The sequence below is a fragment of the Lederbergia citri genome, from assembly GCF_018343625.1.
GTDB classification, from domain to species: Bacteria; Bacillota; Bacilli; order Bacillales; family Bacillaceae_C; genus Lederbergia; species Lederbergia citri.
Map to the genome: position 1 here is coordinate 1,589,976 of NZ_JAGYPG010000001.1, position 18,201 is coordinate 1,608,176.

Sequence of the window (18,201 nt, forward strand, 5' to 3'; positions counted from 1 at the left end):
TACTATTTACCTATAAAAAAATCGTTACTATTCCTACATACACTAGAGTTTATTATAATTATTATAACATAAGTAGACCTTTTTACCTACCTAATATCTAAAAAAATACATTTTTCGTTTGTTGACTTTGTATTATAAAAATAATATAATGGTCGTTGTGTAAAATAATGCAGCCTAGATGAACACATAATGCTCGTATTTTGTTCCTCAGACTTAAGAGATTCGAGGTGCATCTCGTAACCCGCCGCTGCTAGGGCGAAGGTGCATGAAAACAAAATACACATATATGCTGTCTCATAATCGGTTTTATTTTACAACAAAATAAAAACGAAGGAGGAGACAATTATGTCTCGTTACACCGGCCCAAGCTGGAAAATTTCCCGTCGTCTTGGAATTTCTCTAAGCGGTACAGGAAAAGAATTAGATCGTCGCCCTTATGCACCAGGACAACATGGTCCTAACCAACGCAAAAAGCTTTCTGAATATGGCTTACAGCTTCAAGAAAAACAAAAGCTTCGTCATATGTATGGAGTAAATGAACGTCAATTCCATAATACGTTCGTAAAAGCTGGTAAAATGAAAGGTAAACACGGCGAAAACTTCATGATCTTACTTGAACAACGCCTTGATAACATTGTTTACCGTCTTGGCCTTGCACGTACTCGTCGTCAAGCTCGCCAATTAGTAAACCATGGACACATCCTAGTTGATGGAAGTCGCGTAGACATTCCATCTTTCAAAGTAGTTCCTGGCCAAACAATTGGTGTTCGTGAAAAATCACGTAACCTTGACATCATTAAAGAATCTGTTGAAGCTACTAACTTCGTACCAGAATATCTTACATTTGATGCTGATAAATTAGAAGGAACATTCACTCGCCTTCCAGAGCGTTCTGAACTTCCTGCTGAAATTAACGAAGCGTTTATCGTTGAGTTCTACTCACGTTAATAAAATTGCTTTGTAGAACGCAATATTTTAAAAGCCCCAAACCCTTGAAATAAAAGGATTTGGGGCTTTTCCTTTTATTTCAGGTTTGTAAAATAGCGTATAAAGATCTATTGTTTTGGGGCAAGTGGGGCAACTTTTAATAATACAGAGGCTGAAAGAAAAATAAAATTATTAAAAAGGAGATTCTTAAACTGAACTGTCCCGTTAGTTTAATAATTTCAACAAAAAAAGCGTTAATCCTTCTTATTAGTTACCTCAAAAAGTTAGACACAGTAATGTTATAAGCCAGAGAAAATTGAATTCGGCATTGTACCGGACACAATCCTTTTAATCCGTTTTTGATTGTAGTAATCGATATACTCTTCTAGTTTACGCTTGAAGTGTTCCATACTATCCAATTTTTGTATGTAAAGTAGTTAAGAAGAATTAATTCGTAACGATTAACAGTTTCTAATTTTTGTTCGATTTATAATTCAGCCAAAAAAAAGCACCTCCAAATGTTAGATTCGTATCTAAAATTTGGGGTGCTGTACAGCTATCGATTAACTCACCAGTTAGTTGAATAATTTAAAATATCCTATTCACTAATTTATAAGTTTAGTTCGGTTGCTAAATGTTTTCCTCAAATGAAAATGGAAATGCGTTCTCCCTTTGACAATCTTGAACTAGGTTTAATCATTTGTTCATTTAATTGAATCGATCCTTTTTCAATCTTTTCTACAATCTGTGATCGACTCCAATCTTCAATTTGGTTCGCAAGCACTTTATCAATTCGATGTTTTCCTATCACATCATCTAGTACAATCTGTATCACCTTTACTCCTTGTTCTGCTAAGCTGGTTATTGGAATGGCTGACATAATTGAAGATTCTTCTTTCTGCTCCTCAATTTCAGCAACATGCTCTGAGTACGTTTTATAAATAGCTAACTTTTTGTTCCATGTATGATTTTTTTCGCATTTATAAATCGCATATTTGTATATGCTTTTTCCGTTTGCGTTATGCCTTCGCACATTGGTGTCCGTAAAAACTGATAATTTGCCACACATTTTGCAGTGCTTCTTTACAGCTTGCTCTGGTATTTGAGAAAGTTTCCAGCTGAATGTTATATTTAACATTAATCCTTCACCTCTTAATAAGATAAAGGAACGCAAGCATCTATTTGGATATCTTGCAGCGCATTATAAAATTAAATTGAAAAAATTAAAAAGGAGATCCTACACAAGGACCTCCCTTCGCTCGAGACTACAGGGTTGCTTGGTTCCTTTGTAATGAGAAAAATGGGCACACTACCCCCTTAGAAAAAAACATTTGTTTTTTTGAGGGTGATGCTATCCAATTTATTGATCATTACAAAGTAAATGTTGGCATACGTGTTCTCCTGTATCCTTTCTATCCAAATAGAGTTATTCTCATTTTACCGAATAATTACATTTGAATGCAAGCGTTTACTTCCTTTTATCCCAAGTAACTCCTCAAAATCCCGTTAGTCAGCCCCCCTTCTCTTATTTCACTATTCTGCCCCATTATTTAAAGTAACCAATTTCAAACTATATTCTAAATTTTAACCTAAAATCCAATTTACCTTAAAGGTATTGCTCCACATATGATTCTAAAATGAAAAATAAGCGCTTATCCTTGTTCCAGGATAACGCCCTTTAGTTGAATAAAACTTCTGTAATTATTCCTTATTTTAATTTTTAAAATAGCTTATCGGGGTTCGATAAGCCACTTTTTATACATATTGTATTATTTTGATAATGCGATTTTTATATGGGCTAAGTGATGCTCCTCGTGCCAAGCTAATTTTGCAACTTTTGATGCAACTGTTATTATACCGTTTATCTGGTGAGTAAAAGCTCGATCTAATTGCTCTTCAGATAAACTATGTCCTAAAGATACAATGCGCTCATTTATATCTTCTAACATTTTGATAGAACTTTCTACAGGAAGCTTTGTATCCGGTTGAATAGCCCACTTTTCTTCATCAAAAGGTGGTACTGTTGGATTCTCATCTGTTAAAGCTAGCTTCAAACGTTGATACATGTTCAACTGAGAATCTGCAATGTGATGAACAAGTTGACGAACTGTCCAGCTACCTTCACGATAAGTTCTGCTTAATTCCATATCACTTAATGAGCCGACAGTTTCTCTTAATCGAATCGTGTAAGATTCGATTTCCAGTAGCCATTCTTGAATATTATCTAATGTTACTTTTTCAGGAACTTGTAGTTTCCCAATTGGGTATCTTACATCCATTTTCAATCCCCTTTTCCCTATTCGTTATTTCTACGAATCACTCCATTAATCTGTTCAAAATGTTGTAAATCATGATCCGCAAAATTCTTCATTTATTCGTATCCTAAAGATATTCTTCCATCCTATTATGTATTTCGGTATTAACGTTTAAAACCCTGTCTTTTTCTATATCTTTTCTAGCCATTCTTATTAATAACTATTCCCATTCTCTGTTTCATCAGTACTTATGATATGGTTCCCCGTGATATATCTAAATGAGGTTTTTCCATAAAAAATAGGGATTCCTTAACAGAGTCCCTATTTTGCACAAAATATTAGTCAATCATCAATTCTATGGCTTAATACCCCAACTGATTAAAAGGCCCATCACATGTACTAACTGTACCTATTCGATGTTCTGACCCATATATGACTTTCTAATCGAGTTAATCCTCTTTCCATCACAAAATCAGCCAGTTGTTCTTGCTTTATACTCGTAATTTCGTAGTGAGCTTTCAATAGTTCAACTTCATCTTTTTCATAACCGTTAAGAATCAAATTGACACGATCATTCATTCGACATTGGATAATTCATGAACTTGCTCAGCAAGTTTGGGAACTGGTCCATCTACTATGGTCTCTCGAATAACATCATGAATAGGAAATTCCGAACGCGTGATGAAGCAACCTCCAATTCACTTAACCATTGTACCGACTCAGACGTTTGATAATTCTACTTTTTTTCAGTCCCTAATTAATATGAGCATTGATAATATATATATGGATACTTGATTTACCAAAAATAAAAACTCCTAACAGTTATTTTGTTGACAGCTGCTGATCGAGCCATTCTCGGAAATCATTGTAATTTTCTAACGAAATTGTGTGTCCTGCTGGATAAGCATGATAGGTTACAGTAGCACCTAATTTATCAAAATAATCCCGATTCGCTTCACCCCATTCAAGCGGAAACACTGGATCCTTTTCACCATGAGAAATATATATCTGTAGATTGCTTGTATGCTGTTTCGAGTACTCTTCTCTTACAAAGAGTGGAATATAACCGCTAAAGGCCATTACTCCCTTTATTCTACCCCCCATCGTTAAACCGAGAGTCATAGAGAGAATGGCTCCTTGGCTAAAACCGCCCAGGAATACCTTTTCTGGGTCTATTGTATATGTATTTAAGGCATTTTCAATAAATTCCTCCAGCTTCCGAACCGTATCAGCAAATACTGAACGATGAGGTTTTCCAAATCCTTCAATAGTGAAGTATGCAAATCCAGGTGGCTGTTCAATCGGACCGCGAATACCAAATATGTAGGCATCCTTCTCAAGCCCACTTACCAGGGTCAAAATATCCTGTTCATTACTTCCCATTCCATGCATTAGGAATATAGCAGGATAAGTTCTTCTTAGTTCTTCTGTTGCTGGCATACGCATTTCGTAAATAAAAGTATTATTCAATGGTATCATCCTCTATCTGTAAGCTTTGATGGTGTTAATTTGGATTCCATGTTGTTTTTTATTATTCTATTTCGGGATTGATTGTGAAGGAGGAAACTATTTTTTTACCGACAACAACGTCTTAGTCATTTTCTTATTCTGATACATATTAGCATCTGCCATACTTAGGAATTGTTCCATGACTCCATAAGAAGAGTTTCCATATGCATAATCGATAGACATTTGAATTGACGAAAAAGGTAAAATCCCATCAACCCGTTGCATTTTTTTTGAACATTTTTTATATAGTACCGACTTGCGGAAAACCTACATTTGGTATTAGTATGACAAATTCATCACCACCAATACGTGCGACAATCATGTCTTTCTCTGCATTAGCCTTTAAGCAATTTGCTGTTTCACTAATTAATATGTCTCCCATTTGATGTCCATATGTATCATTGATCGGTTTCAATCATCCAAATCTGCGACAACAACCGTTATAGGAGCTTCCAATTGATTAAAAGCAGGAATTGCTGGTTTAATAGGTTTTGTCTTTTTGTATATTTATTTTATTATTTATGAGATGACGACCTCTACTTTAACTACTTCAATAGCGCCGGTGATCTTTGATGGAGTGACAACCCAGGCGGCGTTTATGGAGGGAGAGCAATTTATGGTCAATGTTTTTGACCAATCTATTTTCAAATATTTTATCATTTTTATTCCCATGGTCTTTTTTGGATCTCTATTATTTGGAATTGGCACATTAAAATCAAAAGTTCTGCCTAAATGGTTAGCTTATTTAATGTTTGTCACAATGATTGTACCACTTTTGGGTTTTGTTCCCATCTCATTTTTGCAGCTCTTATTTAATAGCGGTTTCTTTTATATTACCTTGGATTTGTCCTTTCATTTCAAAAGGGCACTACATTAGGAAATTCTGAAACACCGATCTCAACGAACGAGTAGAATAAAAAACATACGTACACAGGAGCAGGAATGAGTATTTCTAAAAGGTCTATTAAAATTCTGAAGGTAGAAAAAAACTGGGTAGAGATAAGCTCTTCCCAGTTTTTAGTTTATTAAGGGTTTGAAGTGTTAAAAAGATCTAGTATTTCATTGACTGTGTCTAGGTCTTAAATTTACTTTTCAACACAAAATTGAATAATCAAATCATCCGTACTTCTCTCAGAAAGTGAATACCCTCCAGATTAAAGTAGCCTATCTGTTTCTCTTTTTATATTTTAAAAACTGCACCAATTTATGATATGTTCCCCTCTCCTGCACGTGAAGGATCTGTTTAACAGCACCTTATCGAATAGGATTCTCAAAGTTCCAGTTAGTATAAATCACAGCTGCAGTAACTGGATCTGCCGACGTGTCTTCCGTAAAACCGCCAATTAGATTGCCTACTCTAAATGTAGGCTCAAATAACTGTTCTTCCTTAGGTGGTGCTGTTGGACCATCTATTCCCAATTCTGTTTCATCTGTAACCACTACTTCTATTCCGTTATCCAACTTAAAGCTCAGCCCATCTTCTCCAACTTTTGTTATCACTCCATCGATATTAACCACTGCACTTGCAGCAGGTCCTGAATTATCCACTACAATTCTTTCCGTCAAATCTAACGCTCCATTATTGTTTATATTTGATAAAACTACTACAGAAATGACAGCACAAGCTACTAAACTTCCAACCAATAAACTTATCTTTTTCATAAGAACCCTCTTTACCTTCTTTTCATATTCCATCATCTCTTTTTGCACTTTGCTTTTAAATTCTTCAGAAGCACGAACCTGATTCATCACTTTCTTATAATCACTCATGACACTTAACTCCCTTCTTCTAAAAAAGCTTTTAGCTTCATTCGAACCCTTCTCAGCTTTGATCCTACCGTGTTTACTTTCATATCTAATAGATTGGCAATTTCTGCAGTCGTGTAACCTTCGTAATAATGTAAATAAACAATCGACCTCTCATTTGGATCAAGCTCAAAAATTTCAGGGAGAACGATTTGTTCTTCTTTTGCGATAAACGTCATTTCCTCTGTCATCGGTACTGTCTTCTTGACGCGAGAAGACTTAAAGTAATCCTTGCATTTATTAAAAGTCACTTTGATAAGCCAAGCCTTTAAATGTACTTCACTATCAAAGGGCTTTTTCTGTCTCATAAGTGTCATATAGACTTCCTGAACAATTTCCTCAGCCTCAGACATATTTTTTGTCTGCTGCACAGCGATTCGTATTAAGGTGTCGCTATAAGTTTGAACAATCTCATGAACACGTAAGCCGGCAAACGATTTCATAACTAACCTCCTTCACTAATAATACGATTCATTTTCGTTGATTTGTGCAACAGATTAATTTTTTTCACGTAATTAATTCTTTAATAATAGACTTGCTATTCATTTATGACAAACCTCAATAGAAAAGGAGAGATGACTTATCGGTTAGATAAATCTTCTCTCCCTAATATCCTTCCTAAATTCAGCTTGAAATATTAAATAAGCTTAAATAGATGCAATTCCATTCGTAAGAAGTGAATAAAACCGCCTTTACTTATGGTACGGTTCACCGTGCTTAATATTAAATGATTTAAAATATAGTAAAATCCATTCTTCAATAATCTAGCCCAATTGTTGAACAACGAAAGTGCGAAAATAGATAAGAAAGCCTCTCATGTCAATTACAGGCACCAGTTCATGAAAAAAACTGAAATAATAATCAATCTAAACCTAGTATTGGATTTTTTTTTAGATTATTGTTCATACTGATGATAAAATACCTGTTACAAGAAGGAAATCATATGCCAAATCAAAAAAATAGTCGCCATAATCCAGTCTCACATAGAATTCAAGTTAATCAATTAAATAAAGAAGATGATACATACGTCATACTTAAACAAGCAATGGAAGTGGATTCAGATGTTAATGAAGACCCAAATCGGGAAAGTTTATTGGATGAATCAGTCAATGCTTTTTTAGAGTCGAAAGGTGATCAGTAATATAAAGAACGGGAAGAGTCGCTGCTCTTATTATGTTTTACTGATTGTTGACTCAAGCACCTAATGCTTTAAGACATTCAACTATCACAGTTTATTAGAATAAGAAAAAACGATACATTTCTTTATGTATTGCTCCCTAGTGTGATAACTCTAAGGCTAATAAAGCTTTTTAAAAGCTACGTTTCTCTACCCAAGCTCCTTGCATTTTACTTAGGAATACAATTTGCCCAATATGATATGCGTCGTGCATTGCTAAACTCTTCAGTTCGAACACTAATGAATTATCTTCTCCTGGGATTGGTCTATACAAATCTTCATGTTCTGATTTTGCTAGTATTTTTGCAAGTTCACGATGAACATAAAAGTATTCTTCTTTTGTTTCCTTCCAATTTTCTAACGTCTCAGTTGGTAATCGAAATGTAGATTCATTATTTTCTGCCTGTGGTTCATTCGCTGTTTCACCAAGAAATCGCATCAGAAATCTCTTTTCATAGAAAAGTAAATGACAAACTAATTCCAAATTGAATTCATTGCTCCATCAGCTGGTTTCCAAATTGCCTGTTCAAAAGTGATATCCTCTAGCACTTTTTCAAGTGGTGGAAACCAGTCTTCTTCGTCTAAGCAGCTTGCCCACTGTTGTAACAAAAGTGTCTTTACATCTATCTTCTATTCCTTCCAATTTAATCCCTTTAATAGATAATCCCCCTCGGTCAAAACTTCATTTGCGGCATGTTGTTCTGGTATACCTTACAATTTCGAGATGAACCATCTGATTACCTCCCTTACTCCACAATCTGGCCCTTTAATGGAATAAGGGATTGGAGTTTTTAAACACCTTTATTGTCATTTAACAACAGTTTTGATGAGATATAGCTGACATAGGCGTTTTGGGGATTATTATCACGTTGTAAATGAATATTTGCTTCCATTGTTTCTAGGGTTTTTTATTATTGTATAGAAGAATCCCCTCATCCCAGCTTCCACATACTACTTTCCCTAAACTAAACTTTTGTCCGTATCATAACCATTCTGAACTGCATGTAATATTAATACTACTCTAAAAGTGTAACCATTTTCATAGCGTGAGGAGAACATCATGAAAAAAACATCGAAATTAAAACATTTGCTTAATTCTCCACAAAATCCTGATTTTATTATGGAAGCCCATAACGGTCTTTCTGCAAAAGTTGTAGAAGAAGCAGGTTTTAAAGGTATATGGGCTAGTGGACTATCAATATCCGCAACAATGGGAGTGAGGGATAATAATGAAGCTTCGTGGACACAAGTATTAGATATTCTTGAATTTATGAGTGATGCCACTACAATACCGATTCTTTTAGATGGTGATACAGGATATGGAAACTTCAATAATGCGAGAAGACTCGTTAAAAAACTTGAACAATTGGATATAGCCGGAGTTTGTATTGAAGATAAAATTTTCCCGAAAACGAACTCATTTATTAATGGAGAGGCTCAGCCACTTGCATCAATTGAAGAGTTTTGCGGGAAAATTAAAGCGATGAAGGATACTCAGATGGATGAAGATTTTATTGTTGTAGCTAGAGTTGAGGCTTTAATTGCGGGTTGGGGATTAGAAGAAGCTCTTAAACGTGCGGAGGCCTATAGACAGGCAGGTGCTGATGCAATTCTCATTCATAGTAAAAAGTCTAATTTTAATGAAATCGAAGCATTTATGAAAGAATGGAATGGTAGACATCCTGTTGTAATTGTTCCCACTAAATATTATTCCACACCAAAAGAGGAATTCAGGAGATTGGGAGTGAACCTTATAATCTGGGCCAACCATAACTTAAGAGCCTCACTTTCTGCCATGCAGAAAATAACAAAACAAATACTAATAGATGAAAGTATTAATCATGTAGAGGGTTCTATAGCAAGTGTAGAGGAAATTTTTAGAATCCAAAATGCTGAGGAACTTCAAGAAGCTGAGAAAAAATATTTACCTTAAACGGAAAGACAATCCTGTTTGGAAATGGAGTTATGGAATGTTAAACACTAACAGTTTCGGAAATGAACTTAAAAGACTTGGTTTTGACTTTTACAGCGGTATCCCCTGTTCATTCTTAAAAAATCTTATCAACTATGCCATAAATGAGTGTGAATATATCGCTGCTGTAAACGAAGGTGATGCTGTTGCCATAGCATCTGGAGCTTATTTAGGGGGTAAGAAACCTGTTGTTTTAATGCAAAACTCCGGTCTCACTAACGCCGTGTCACCATTGACTTCCTTAAATTATCCCTTTCAAATACCTGTCCTTGGTTTTGTAAGTTTAAGAGGTGAACCTGGATTAATTGATGAACCTCAGCATGAACTTATGGGGAAGATTACAACACAAATCCTCGATCTTATGCAAATAAAATGGCAATACCTTTCCCCCGATTTTAACGAAGCAAAGATGCAGGTTGAAACTGCAAACAATTGGATTGAAAAAAACAAACCATTTTTCTTTGTCGTGAAAAAAGGAACCTTTGAAAGTGAAAAATTATTGAAAGAGGAACATTCTGTTCATAACAATAAAAAAATAATAGGAAAAACCTTAACAGATGAACTTCCTAGTAGGTTTGATACTTTAAAAGTGATTAATAGTTTAAAAAACAAGAATACTATTCAACTCGCAACTACCGGAAAAACAGGTAGAGAGCTTTATGAAATAGAAGATTCTCCTAATAACCTATATATGGTTGGGTCTATGGGTTGTGTCAGTTCTTTAGGAGTTGGTTTAGCCCAGTCGCGAAAAGAAAAAGATGTAATTGTCATTGATGGAGACGGCTCTCTCCTTATGCGAATGGGTAGTTTAGCTACTAATGGCTATTATCGACCCGAAAATATGCTTCACATCCTACTTGATAACGAAACTCATGATTCAACTGGAGGGCAAAGTACCGTTTCCCACAACGTAAATTTTATCGCTATTGCTGCTGCTTGTGGTTACGATAAATCAATTTATATCCATAGCTTATGGGAACTCGAAGAACACATTCAATTATGGAAAAAGACAAAGGGTCTTACTTTTCTTTATGTAAAAATATCGAAAGGATCTCGTCCTAACTTAGGTCGCCCAAAAGTCCGTCCATATGAGGTGAAAAATCGCCTACGAAAATTTATTAATAATGAAGGATGAACGGCATGGAGAGTGTTAAGCGAAATATATTATTAAACCCAGGCCCTGCTACCACTACAGATTCGGTTAAATACGCACAGGTGGTACCCGATGTTTGCCCACGTGAGAAAGAGTTTTGCGATTTAATGCAATTTGTATCATTTGAATTAACTGGCTTAGTAGCACATCCGGACGCATATACGACAGTTCTGTTCGGAGGATCAGGTACCGCCGCTGTGGAATCAGTTTTGAGTTCTGTTATGACCGATGGGGTTATTGTTATTATTAATAATGGAGCCTACGGAAAACGAATGTGTGAAATTGCGGATGCTTATCAGCTAGATTGGATTGAGTATCAAAGTAAACCAGATCAACCGATTCAATTAGATTTGCTCGAATCGTTTATTCAAGGACTTCCTCAAAAAGTTTCCTACCTAGCTGTTGTGCATAACGAAACAACAACAGGATTGTTAAACGATATTGAGGCAATCGGAACTATTTGCCTTGAAAACGACATTGAGATGATGGTAGATGCAATGAGTTCATTTGCAGCCATTCCTATAGATATGAACAAAATGAATATTAGTTATTTGGCAGCAAGCTCGAATAAAAATCTCCAAGGAATGGCGGGTGTCTCTTTTGTTGTAGCTAAAAATACCGAATTGGAGAAAGAAATAGCGACAAAGCCTACTAATTATTATTTAAATCTTTATTTACAATATAAATATTTTATTGAGACAGGACAGATGCGCTTTACACCACCTGTCCAAACAATCTATGCACTAAAACAAGCATTAATAGAATTAAATGATGAAAGTATTAAAGATAGATATGAACGATATTCACTTTTATGGGAAACTTTGATTTCAGGTATCACTAGACTGGGTTTAAAATATCTCGTTCCTAAGGAACACCATTCAAAAATAATAACAGCCATAGTGGAGCCAACATGTAAAAATTATGATTTCAACACCATGCATGATTATTTTTATGATAACGGAATAACGATTTATCCAGGAAAGCTTAAAGATATGAATTCTTTTAGAGTAGCCAATATTGGAAATCTCACCAAAAGTGATATCGATCTATTTTTATCTTTATTAGAAAAATATCTTCAGAGTATAGGAATCGAAACTAAGGAAGAAAATTTGTCTTCAATACTTTACGAGACTCAAGAAGATTAGCTGCCATCAAAGTATCCATTATAAGATTTTTTAGGTACAAAGAAAAAATGAGGTGTATTTTTTTGAGCGAACCAGTAGGAAAATGGGAGCAAAGTTTGCTATTGCAAAAAGATCCCTTAACGGCTAAGAATACTCCAGAAACGAAGATATACAGTATCAAAACTCTACAAAAATTACTCAAACGTTACGCTTATGTTTATGTAAAACATGATACAACTGGGCAAGGAAGGGCAATTTATAAAATCTCTAAAAGAAAAGACGGAACCTATTGTTTTAATGGCTTTACTTTACAAGGAGAGCCATTAAATAAATGTGTTGCTACATTAAATGAGTTTCACTAGATTCTACATCCATATTTGAAGCATGGAAGATTAAGTGGACCTTTTATTAAACAGGAAGGAATTCCTAGTTTGACCCGAACATCCTAGTTTCAAATTGATTTGATGAAAAGATTGTAAATAAAATAACCCACTCTACTAGGAGCGGGATTGTCAGGTTATATTTCTTACAATATCCTCTTCGATCTGATCAGGTTTTGTCATCGGAGAATATCGTTTAATGACTAGTCCATTTTGATCAACAAGAAATTTTGTAAAATTCCATTTTATTGCTTTTGAAAGCATGCCACTTTTTTGTTCTTTTAAATAAGTGTATAGAGGATGTTCATTTGTGCCGTTCACATCAATTTTAGCGAACATTGGGAAGGTAACCCCATAGTTAGTTTGACAAAATTGAATAGTTTCTTCAATATGATCAAATTCTTGTTGTTTAAATTGGTCACACGGGAAACCAAGTACTACAAAATTTTGCTCTTTATATTTTTCATAAAGGGCTTGCAAGCCTTCAAATTGAGGTGTAAAGCCGCATTTACTAGCTGTATTTACAATGAGTAGTACTTTCCCTTTATACTCACTCATTGATTTGTCTTTGCCATCTGGCATCTTAACTATAAAGTCATATATGGTTTGCACAACATCTCTCCTCAAATCATCAATTTTAACATTTCAGCAAAGGTAAAAACGGGACAAAATTAGCACATCGGCTTTAATTTACTTTTCTAAACGCTCTCCTTTCAGCGTAAGTTGTACATTGTGCGCAAAGTATTATCTTTTTTCCTTTATCATTTACATATTTTCTGTGCGCTTTGCTGTCCATAGTTCTCTTACATAATATGCACTTTCTTTTAAAAAAACTAATCATTTATAAGGACTCCCTTTTTTCTGATCATATTAACAATTTTCAGGAATCCAACTGTCCTCCTTTTTCCTTCTACTCTACAGTTATTTTCCCAATTTCCCAATGATGCCCAAACGGATCCTCGATACGTCCGATCCTCCACCCATGTTCTTCATATATAGGTGCAATTTCTTTAGCTCCTGCGGAAACCGCTTTTTCAAACATTGCATCTGGATTATCCACTGTTAAAATCATCCGTACTGATCCTTGACCTAACACTTCAGGACTTGAAGCAGAATCTTCTTGAATCCAAAAAAGGGCCCCATCAACGGAAAGTTGAGAAATTATTACAGCGTCACCTTCTCCTAGTCGATATACTTCTTCAGCACCAAAACCCTTTTGATAAAAATCAACAGCCTTTGCACCACTACTTACTGATAGCCACGGAGCAATATTCGTAGTTTTTGTCAACACAACAACCCCCTAGTATGTTTCCTCTTAATTTCAATATACTCTAAAAATTTTGTTAAATCTATTAAATTATTGGTTGAAAATGTAAAAAGTTGTTGTACATTTACAGCCTCCATAGTAATATTTATCTAAATTATAAGAAAGAGAGGTTAGCAATTGGAAAATTTAACGACGCATTTACTGTTCAATCTATCCTTACTAATTGTTCTTCTGTTTCTGTGTTTTATGCTTCCAAAGCGATTCTTAACCTTTCAGTATTATAAAAAAACGGCACTTTTATATTGTATAGTTTCGATTATGGTATGTTTTCTATTTTCATACAGATTGAATGATTCCGTGGTAATGGATCTACGTATGGTACCCTTTATGATTGGAGCATTGTATTTACGTCAAGGCCCATTGCTAGCTCTACTTATTATTGTCTTCCGTTCCTTTTATGGCATTGATTCTGGATTCTATTTTATACTCGGATTTTATAGTTTTATAAGTATCATTACTTGGTTTATATCACCTTGGTTTCTAAATCTGCTTTCTATAAAGAGAATTTTGTTTTCAACTAGTTTCACACTATTATTTTCCATCATTAATTTAACGATAATGGTGGTCACAATCCCTCCTTTTCGTATTCTAGATATTTTTATTGCTTTGATTATAGTTGCTCCTATTGGTGTTGCCATGCTTTCATTTATTATTGAAATGATTGAAAAAAATCAATTGTTATATCAACAATTATTAAAAACTGAAAAGCTTGAAGCCGTTGAACAAATGGGTGCCGCCATCTCTCATGAAATCCGGAATCCGCTAACGTCTGCAATTGGATTCGCCCAGCTGCTGAACGAGGAGTCATTGGAATCAAGAAAGAGACTACAATACCTTTCAATTATAAAGGGAGAATTAGAGGCGGCCGAACAAGTCATAAAAGACTATTTAACTTTTTCAAAACCACAAATTGATACATTAGAAAAACTTAATGTAAATAACGAACTTTTTCATATTTTAAAATTAATGGAACCCCTTGCAAACTCATATTCTATCAAAATATCCTGTAAATTCTCTTCAATTGGATACATTGAAGGTGACCGTCAGAATTTCCATCAATGTTTTATTAATATAATTCGAAATGTCATTGAATCGTTGCCAAATGGCGGAGACATTTTAATAGAAACGGAAGTAAACAAAAAAAATATCATTATATATATTAAAGATTCTGGATTAGGAATGAGTAAGATTAATATCGAACGTCTCGGAGAACCGCACTATGTAACAAACGGTAAAAAAGGAACAGGTCTCGGTACCATGGTTGCCTACAGTATTGTACGGGCTATGAAAGGGACGATTGACGTAAAAAGTGAGGTAGGGATTGGAACGACATACCGATTTTCATTTAAGAGAATGATATAAATGTATTTCCTAACTTTTTACACTCTAAATTGGACTAGGAGAGATTATTGATTGGACATCACTCTACATTTCTTTTTTAACTTATCTTTACTAATCATATTGCTCTTTTTACTTATTATATGGATAGGATTTTCTAACAATCTAGACTCTTTCAAAATATTAGCTATTATATTTTCATTAGTATCTCTAGCAATTTGTTTTGTTTTTAGTTATCGTTTCCATGAAGATTTGACTCTAGATTTGCGGGTTATTCCATTTACAATTGGCGGCCTCTATGTAGGCATAGGGCCATTAATGGGACTAATTATCATATTTATTAGAGGTATGTATGGCATTGATTTTGGATTTTTTTCTACTGTCATTATTATTGTAAGTTTTTCTTTAGTATATTGGAAAATGTCCCCATGGTTTTTAAAACAAACATACCGACAAAGGGTTATTATAGCAACTGGGATGTGCTTTATTGTTAACTTATTTCCTGTGTTATTTCTGGAAATAAGTCAACAACCGCACCCATTATTTGACGTTTATTTTGCCTATTTAATCATTCAACCTCTCGGTGTGGCAATAATAGCCATGATTATTGAAATCGTATGTGAATCACTTTATCTTCGTCGACATTTAGTGAAGACTAAGAGATTAGAAGTGGTGGAGAAGATGGCTACGGCAATTTCTCATGAAATTCGAAATCCATTAACAGCGGCTATTGGATTTGTTCAACTAATGCAGGATGAAACCATTACAAAAAATAAGAGTGATCAATATCTTTCCATTTTAAAAAGTGAACTTAATTCCGCTGAAAAAGTTATACAAAACTTTTTAAACTTTTCTAAGCCTCAAATTGAAACAATCGAATCACTTGATGTGAATGAGGAGTTACAATTTGTTGTTAATACACTCCAGCCCCTTGCCAAAAGAAGTATGGTAACGATAGATACTAAGTTTTTAACAACAGTTCAAATTATGGGAGATCGACAAAGCTTTCATCAATGCTTCGTAAATATTATTAAAAATTCGATTGAATCAATGGAAGATGGAGGAACCATTACCATTGAAGTTGAATCATCTCAAACAAATCATATCATTCGGATTCAAGATACCGGAAAAGGAATGACACCTGAGCAATTAGAACATCTTGGAGAACCTTATTATTCTACAAAGGGAGAAAGTGGTACTGGTCTTGGTATTATGGTAGCTTATAATATTGTTAGAGCAATGAAAGGTACAATTTCGGTCAAAAGTGAAGTTGGAAAAGGAACGACGTTCGAGTTCTCTTTCCCTAAGGAGGAATCAGATATTTCATAAAAGCCAGCTTCTTAACCGAAGCTGGCTTTCTAAGTCTAGCTAGAGCGCCTATCGACTAGTAAACTTCTTAGCCTTCTCTTTTGCGTAAGTCAACATCGATTCGCCCTTAACGTATTCGTCGTGTTTCCTTAATCTCAGTCGAATACCAAAAAGGAACGTCGACTAAAATCGCCACGTCTTGTGGCGAAGTTGACGGACCCGCATCTTGCGGGCCTATACGTCGATGAACTAGGCGCTTTCGCTTTTCTTATTTAAACCGAATCAAATGATATTTTTTCTTTCCACGACGGATAATGGTAAATTTATTGCCAAGTTTTTCCTCTTCACCTAAACTGTATTGGATATCCGTAATTTTTTCACCGTTTATGGAAATGGCACCAGATTGAATATCTTCCCTTGCCTGACGTTTGGAAGAAGAAATTTTTGCTGCGACTAAAACTTCGACTAAATTTAAATCGTCTCCTTCGTGGTGTTCGGAAGAAGGCACATCTTTAAATCCTTGCTCAATTTCTTCTACATTTAATTTTTTTACGTCTCCACTAAATAGAGCTTCTGTAATTTTAATTGCTTGTTGCAATGCAGCCTCACCATGAATGAGACGCGTCATTTCTTCTGCTAGAGCTCGTTGTGCTTTTCTTAAATGTGGTTCTTCCTTAACGGAAGTCTCTAGTTCTTCAATTGCTTCCTTTTCTAAGAATGTAAAGAACTTCAAGTATTTAACAACATCCGCGTCTGCAGTATTAATCCAGAATTGGTAAAATTCATATGGGGTTGTCTTCTCAGGGTCTAGCCAAATTGCTCCCCCTTCAGTTTTTCCAAATTTCGTACCGTCTGCTTTTGTCACAAGTGGAATCGTCATGCCATAAGCTTTAGCACCCTCACCCGCCATTTTTCGAATCATTTCAAGACCGGATGTAATATTTCCCCATTGGTCACTTCCACCAATCTGCATTTTACAATCTAGGTTCTGATATAGTTTAAAGAAATCAATCGCTTGAAGAATCGTATATGAAAACTCCGTAAACGAAATGCCAGTATCTAAACGAGATGCGATTGTATCTTTTGCAAGCATGTAATTAACACCGATGTTTTTACCAAAATCTCTTAAAAATGTGATAAGATCCATCGAGCCTGCCCAGTCGAAATTATTCGTCATAACAGCAGCGTTTTCCCCGTCAAAATCGAATATTTGTTCAAGCTGCTTTTTAATTCCCTGAACGTTTTTCTCAACTTGATCAATCGTTTGTAATTGGCGCTCTTCTTTTTTTCCACTTGGATCGCCAATTAATCCTGTAGCTCCACCAACAAGTACGATTGGCCGATGTCCATGCTGTTGAAAACGTCTTAGCGTTAAAAATGGCAACAAATGTCCAATATGCATACTATCCGCAGTTGGATCCACACCACAATATAACGAAATATTCTCTTTATTTAATGTATCTTCCATGCCCTCAGCATCAGTTTCTTGATAAATGATTCCACGCCATCTTAAGTCTTCTAATAATTGTCCCATCTTGTTTCCCTTCTTTCCATAAAAATTAAAACGTCCCTTCGTTTAAAACGAAGGGACGACTATTTACCGTGTTACCACCCAACTTAGAAATATGAACAGTCATACTCCTCACTCAAATCCATTAACGATGTTGTTCACCGTTTACCGCTACTTCATTTTCACGGCAAAAGCTCGAGGAGGTAATTCATCACACTGTTTGTGCCAGTTTCCACCACCCACTGGCTCTCTTAAAACAGGGACAGCTGACTACTCATTCCTGTCGGCGCTTATTTGTATAATAATTTTATGCTCAATATATCGTATTTTAAACATAATTCAATAATTATGTCAATCTTGATGCGGAAATTCTTCCATTTTTACATACCATTCCTTTCAATTATGCTATAATAGT

At 35.1% G+C, this 18,201-nt stretch carries 21 protein-coding genes and 1 other annotated feature; of the genes, 9 read left to right on the forward strand and 12 right to left on the reverse strand.

All coding sequences use genetic code 11. The annotated features are described in order from the left end of the window. The first annotated feature begins 345 nt into the window (after window positions 1-345). On the forward strand, window positions 346-948 hold the full coding sequence (rpsD, locus tag KHA97_RS07995; RefSeq protein ID WP_213124157.1) for a 30S ribosomal protein S4: 603 nt from the start codon (window positions 346-348) through the stop codon (window positions 946-948). A 278-nt stretch (window positions 949-1,226) separates the two neighbouring features. Here the strand turns inward: rpsD and KHA97_RS24590 are convergent, their stop codons facing one another. The 5 genes from KHA97_RS24590 to KHA97_RS08020 form a co-directional block, all read right to left on the reverse strand. Then, complete coding sequence (locus tag KHA97_RS24590) at window positions 1,227-1,355, reverse strand: IS3 family transposase (RefSeq protein WP_407658007.1); 129 nt, start codon at window positions 1,353-1,355, stop codon at window positions 1,227-1,229. Between the two features lie 215 nt (window positions 1,356-1,570). Continuing rightward, window positions 1,571-2,065 (reverse strand): S4 domain-containing protein, encoded by a 495-nt coding sequence (locus KHA97_RS08005; RefSeq protein ID WP_213124159.1) that lies wholly within the window; start codon window positions 2,063-2,065, stop codon window positions 1,571-1,573. A gap of 631 nt (window positions 2,066-2,696) precedes the next feature. Beyond that, on the reverse strand, window positions 2,697-3,206 hold the full coding sequence (locus tag KHA97_RS08010) for a YfiT family bacillithiol transferase (RefSeq protein WP_213124160.1): 510 nt from the start codon (window positions 3,204-3,206) through the stop codon (window positions 2,697-2,699). Window positions 3,207-4,004: 798 nt separating this feature from the next. Then, complete coding sequence (locus KHA97_RS08015) at window positions 4,005-4,661, reverse strand: alpha/beta hydrolase (protein WP_213124161.1); 657 nt, start codon at window positions 4,659-4,661, stop codon at window positions 4,005-4,007. A gap of 271 nt (window positions 4,662-4,932) precedes the next feature. Beyond that, window positions 4,933-5,106 carry a diguanylate cyclase domain-containing protein gene (locus tag KHA97_RS08020; protein ID WP_213124162.1) on the reverse strand — a complete coding sequence of 58 codons (174 nt, stop codon included), beginning with the start codon at window positions 5,104-5,106 and terminating at the stop codon, window positions 4,933-4,935. A gap of 84 nt (window positions 5,107-5,190) precedes the next feature. On the opposite strand from KHA97_RS08020, the gene KHA97_RS08025 reads away from it, so the two are divergent. Further along, window positions 5,191-5,568, forward strand: a complete 378-nt coding sequence (locus KHA97_RS08025; protein WP_213124163.1) for a hypothetical protein — start codon at window positions 5,191-5,193, stop codon at window positions 5,566-5,568. A gap of 377 nt (window positions 5,569-5,945) precedes the next feature. On the opposite strand, the gene KHA97_RS08030 is transcribed toward KHA97_RS08025, so the two are convergent. Both KHA97_RS08030 and KHA97_RS08035 read right to left on the reverse strand, forming a co-directional pair. Continuing rightward, window positions 5,946-6,461, reverse strand: coding sequence for a hypothetical protein (locus KHA97_RS08030; protein WP_213124164.1), 516 nt, complete (start codon window positions 6,459-6,461; stop codon window positions 5,946-5,948). Window positions 6,462-6,466: 5 nt separating this feature from the next. Next, the gene (locus tag KHA97_RS08035; RefSeq protein WP_213124165.1) at window positions 6,467-6,940 is read right to left on the reverse strand and encodes an RNA polymerase sigma factor; all 474 of its coding nucleotides are present in this window, start codon (window positions 6,938-6,940) and stop codon (window positions 6,467-6,469) included. A gap of 500 nt (window positions 6,941-7,440) precedes the next feature. Here KHA97_RS08035 and KHA97_RS08040 point away from each other — a divergent pair, with 500 nt between their 5' ends. Further along, on the forward strand, window positions 7,441-7,638 hold the full coding sequence (locus tag KHA97_RS08040; RefSeq protein ID WP_213124166.1) for a hypothetical protein: 198 nt from the start codon (window positions 7,441-7,443) through the stop codon (window positions 7,636-7,638). 169 nt (window positions 7,639-7,807) lie between these two features. Here the strand turns inward: KHA97_RS08040 and KHA97_RS23935 are convergent, their stop codons facing one another. Together KHA97_RS23935 and KHA97_RS24280 are read right to left on the reverse strand one after the other, a co-directional pair. Then, on the reverse strand, window positions 7,808-8,113 hold the full coding sequence (locus KHA97_RS23935) for a DUF1572 domain-containing protein (RefSeq protein WP_233713335.1): 306 nt from the start codon (window positions 8,111-8,113) through the stop codon (window positions 7,808-7,810). 35 nt (window positions 8,114-8,148) lie between these two features. Continuing rightward, complete coding sequence (locus KHA97_RS24280; protein WP_267912413.1) at window positions 8,149-8,283, reverse strand: hypothetical protein; 135 nt, start codon at window positions 8,281-8,283, stop codon at window positions 8,149-8,151. A gap of 451 nt (window positions 8,284-8,734) precedes the next feature. Here KHA97_RS24280 and aepX point away from each other — a divergent pair, with 451 nt between their 5' ends. The 4 genes from aepX to KHA97_RS08065 all read left to right on the forward strand — a co-directional run bounded on the left by aepX (window position 8,735) and on the right by KHA97_RS08065 (window position 12,285). Continuing rightward, window positions 8,735-9,607: a phosphoenolpyruvate mutase gene (gene aepX, locus KHA97_RS08050; protein WP_213124167.1), complete on the forward strand. Its 873-nt coding sequence runs from the start codon at window positions 8,735-8,737 to the stop codon at window positions 9,605-9,607. A 37-nt stretch (window positions 9,608-9,644) separates the two neighbouring features. Continuing rightward, entirely contained in the window at window positions 9,645-10,781 is a 1,137-nt protein-coding gene (gene aepY / locus KHA97_RS08055) for a phosphonopyruvate decarboxylase (RefSeq protein WP_213124168.1), read from the forward strand. Window positions 10,782-10,786: 5 nt separating this feature from the next. Continuing rightward, window positions 10,787-11,944, forward strand: coding sequence for a 2-aminoethylphosphonate aminotransferase (locus KHA97_RS08060; protein WP_213124169.1), 1,158 nt, complete (start codon window positions 10,787-10,789; stop codon window positions 11,942-11,944). 62 nt (window positions 11,945-12,006) lie between these two features. Next, window positions 12,007-12,285 (forward strand): YheC/YheD family protein, encoded by a 279-nt coding sequence (locus KHA97_RS08065; protein ID WP_213124170.1) that lies wholly within the window; start codon window positions 12,007-12,009, stop codon window positions 12,283-12,285. 150 nt (window positions 12,286-12,435) lie between these two features. Here KHA97_RS08065 and KHA97_RS08070 read toward each other — a convergent pair whose 3' ends face one another. Both KHA97_RS08070 and KHA97_RS08075 read right to left on the reverse strand, forming a co-directional pair. Next, window positions 12,436-12,915, reverse strand: a complete 480-nt coding sequence (locus KHA97_RS08070) for a glutathione peroxidase (protein WP_213124171.1) — start codon at window positions 12,913-12,915, stop codon at window positions 12,436-12,438. Window positions 12,916-13,213: 298 nt separating this feature from the next. Then, window positions 13,214-13,591 carry a VOC family protein gene (locus tag KHA97_RS08075; RefSeq protein WP_213124172.1) on the reverse strand — a complete coding sequence of 126 codons (378 nt, stop codon included), beginning with the start codon at window positions 13,589-13,591 and terminating at the stop codon, window positions 13,214-13,216. 342 nt (window positions 13,592-13,933) lie between these two features. Between KHA97_RS08075 and KHA97_RS08080 the strand changes: the two genes are divergently transcribed. Together KHA97_RS08080 and KHA97_RS08085 are read left to right on the forward strand one after the other, a co-directional pair. Further along, entirely contained in the window at window positions 13,934-14,992 is a 1,059-nt protein-coding gene (locus tag KHA97_RS08080) for a sensor histidine kinase (RefSeq protein ID WP_233713336.1), read from the forward strand. Window positions 14,993-15,043: 51 nt separating this feature from the next. Further along, window positions 15,044-16,297, forward strand: a complete 1,254-nt coding sequence (locus KHA97_RS08085; protein ID WP_213124173.1) for an ATP-binding protein — start codon at window positions 15,044-15,046, stop codon at window positions 16,295-16,297. Between the two features lie 247 nt (window positions 16,298-16,544). Here KHA97_RS08085 and tyrS read toward each other — a convergent pair whose 3' ends face one another. Further along, the gene (tyrS, locus tag KHA97_RS08090) at window positions 16,545-17,810 is read right to left on the reverse strand and encodes a tyrosine--tRNA ligase (protein WP_213124174.1); all 1,266 of its coding nucleotides are present in this window, start codon (window positions 17,808-17,810) and stop codon (window positions 16,545-16,547) included. A gap of 48 nt (window positions 17,811-17,858) precedes the next feature. Then, window positions 17,859-18,082 (reverse strand) — a binding site (T-box leader). Window positions 18,083-18,201 lie beyond the last annotated feature (119 nt).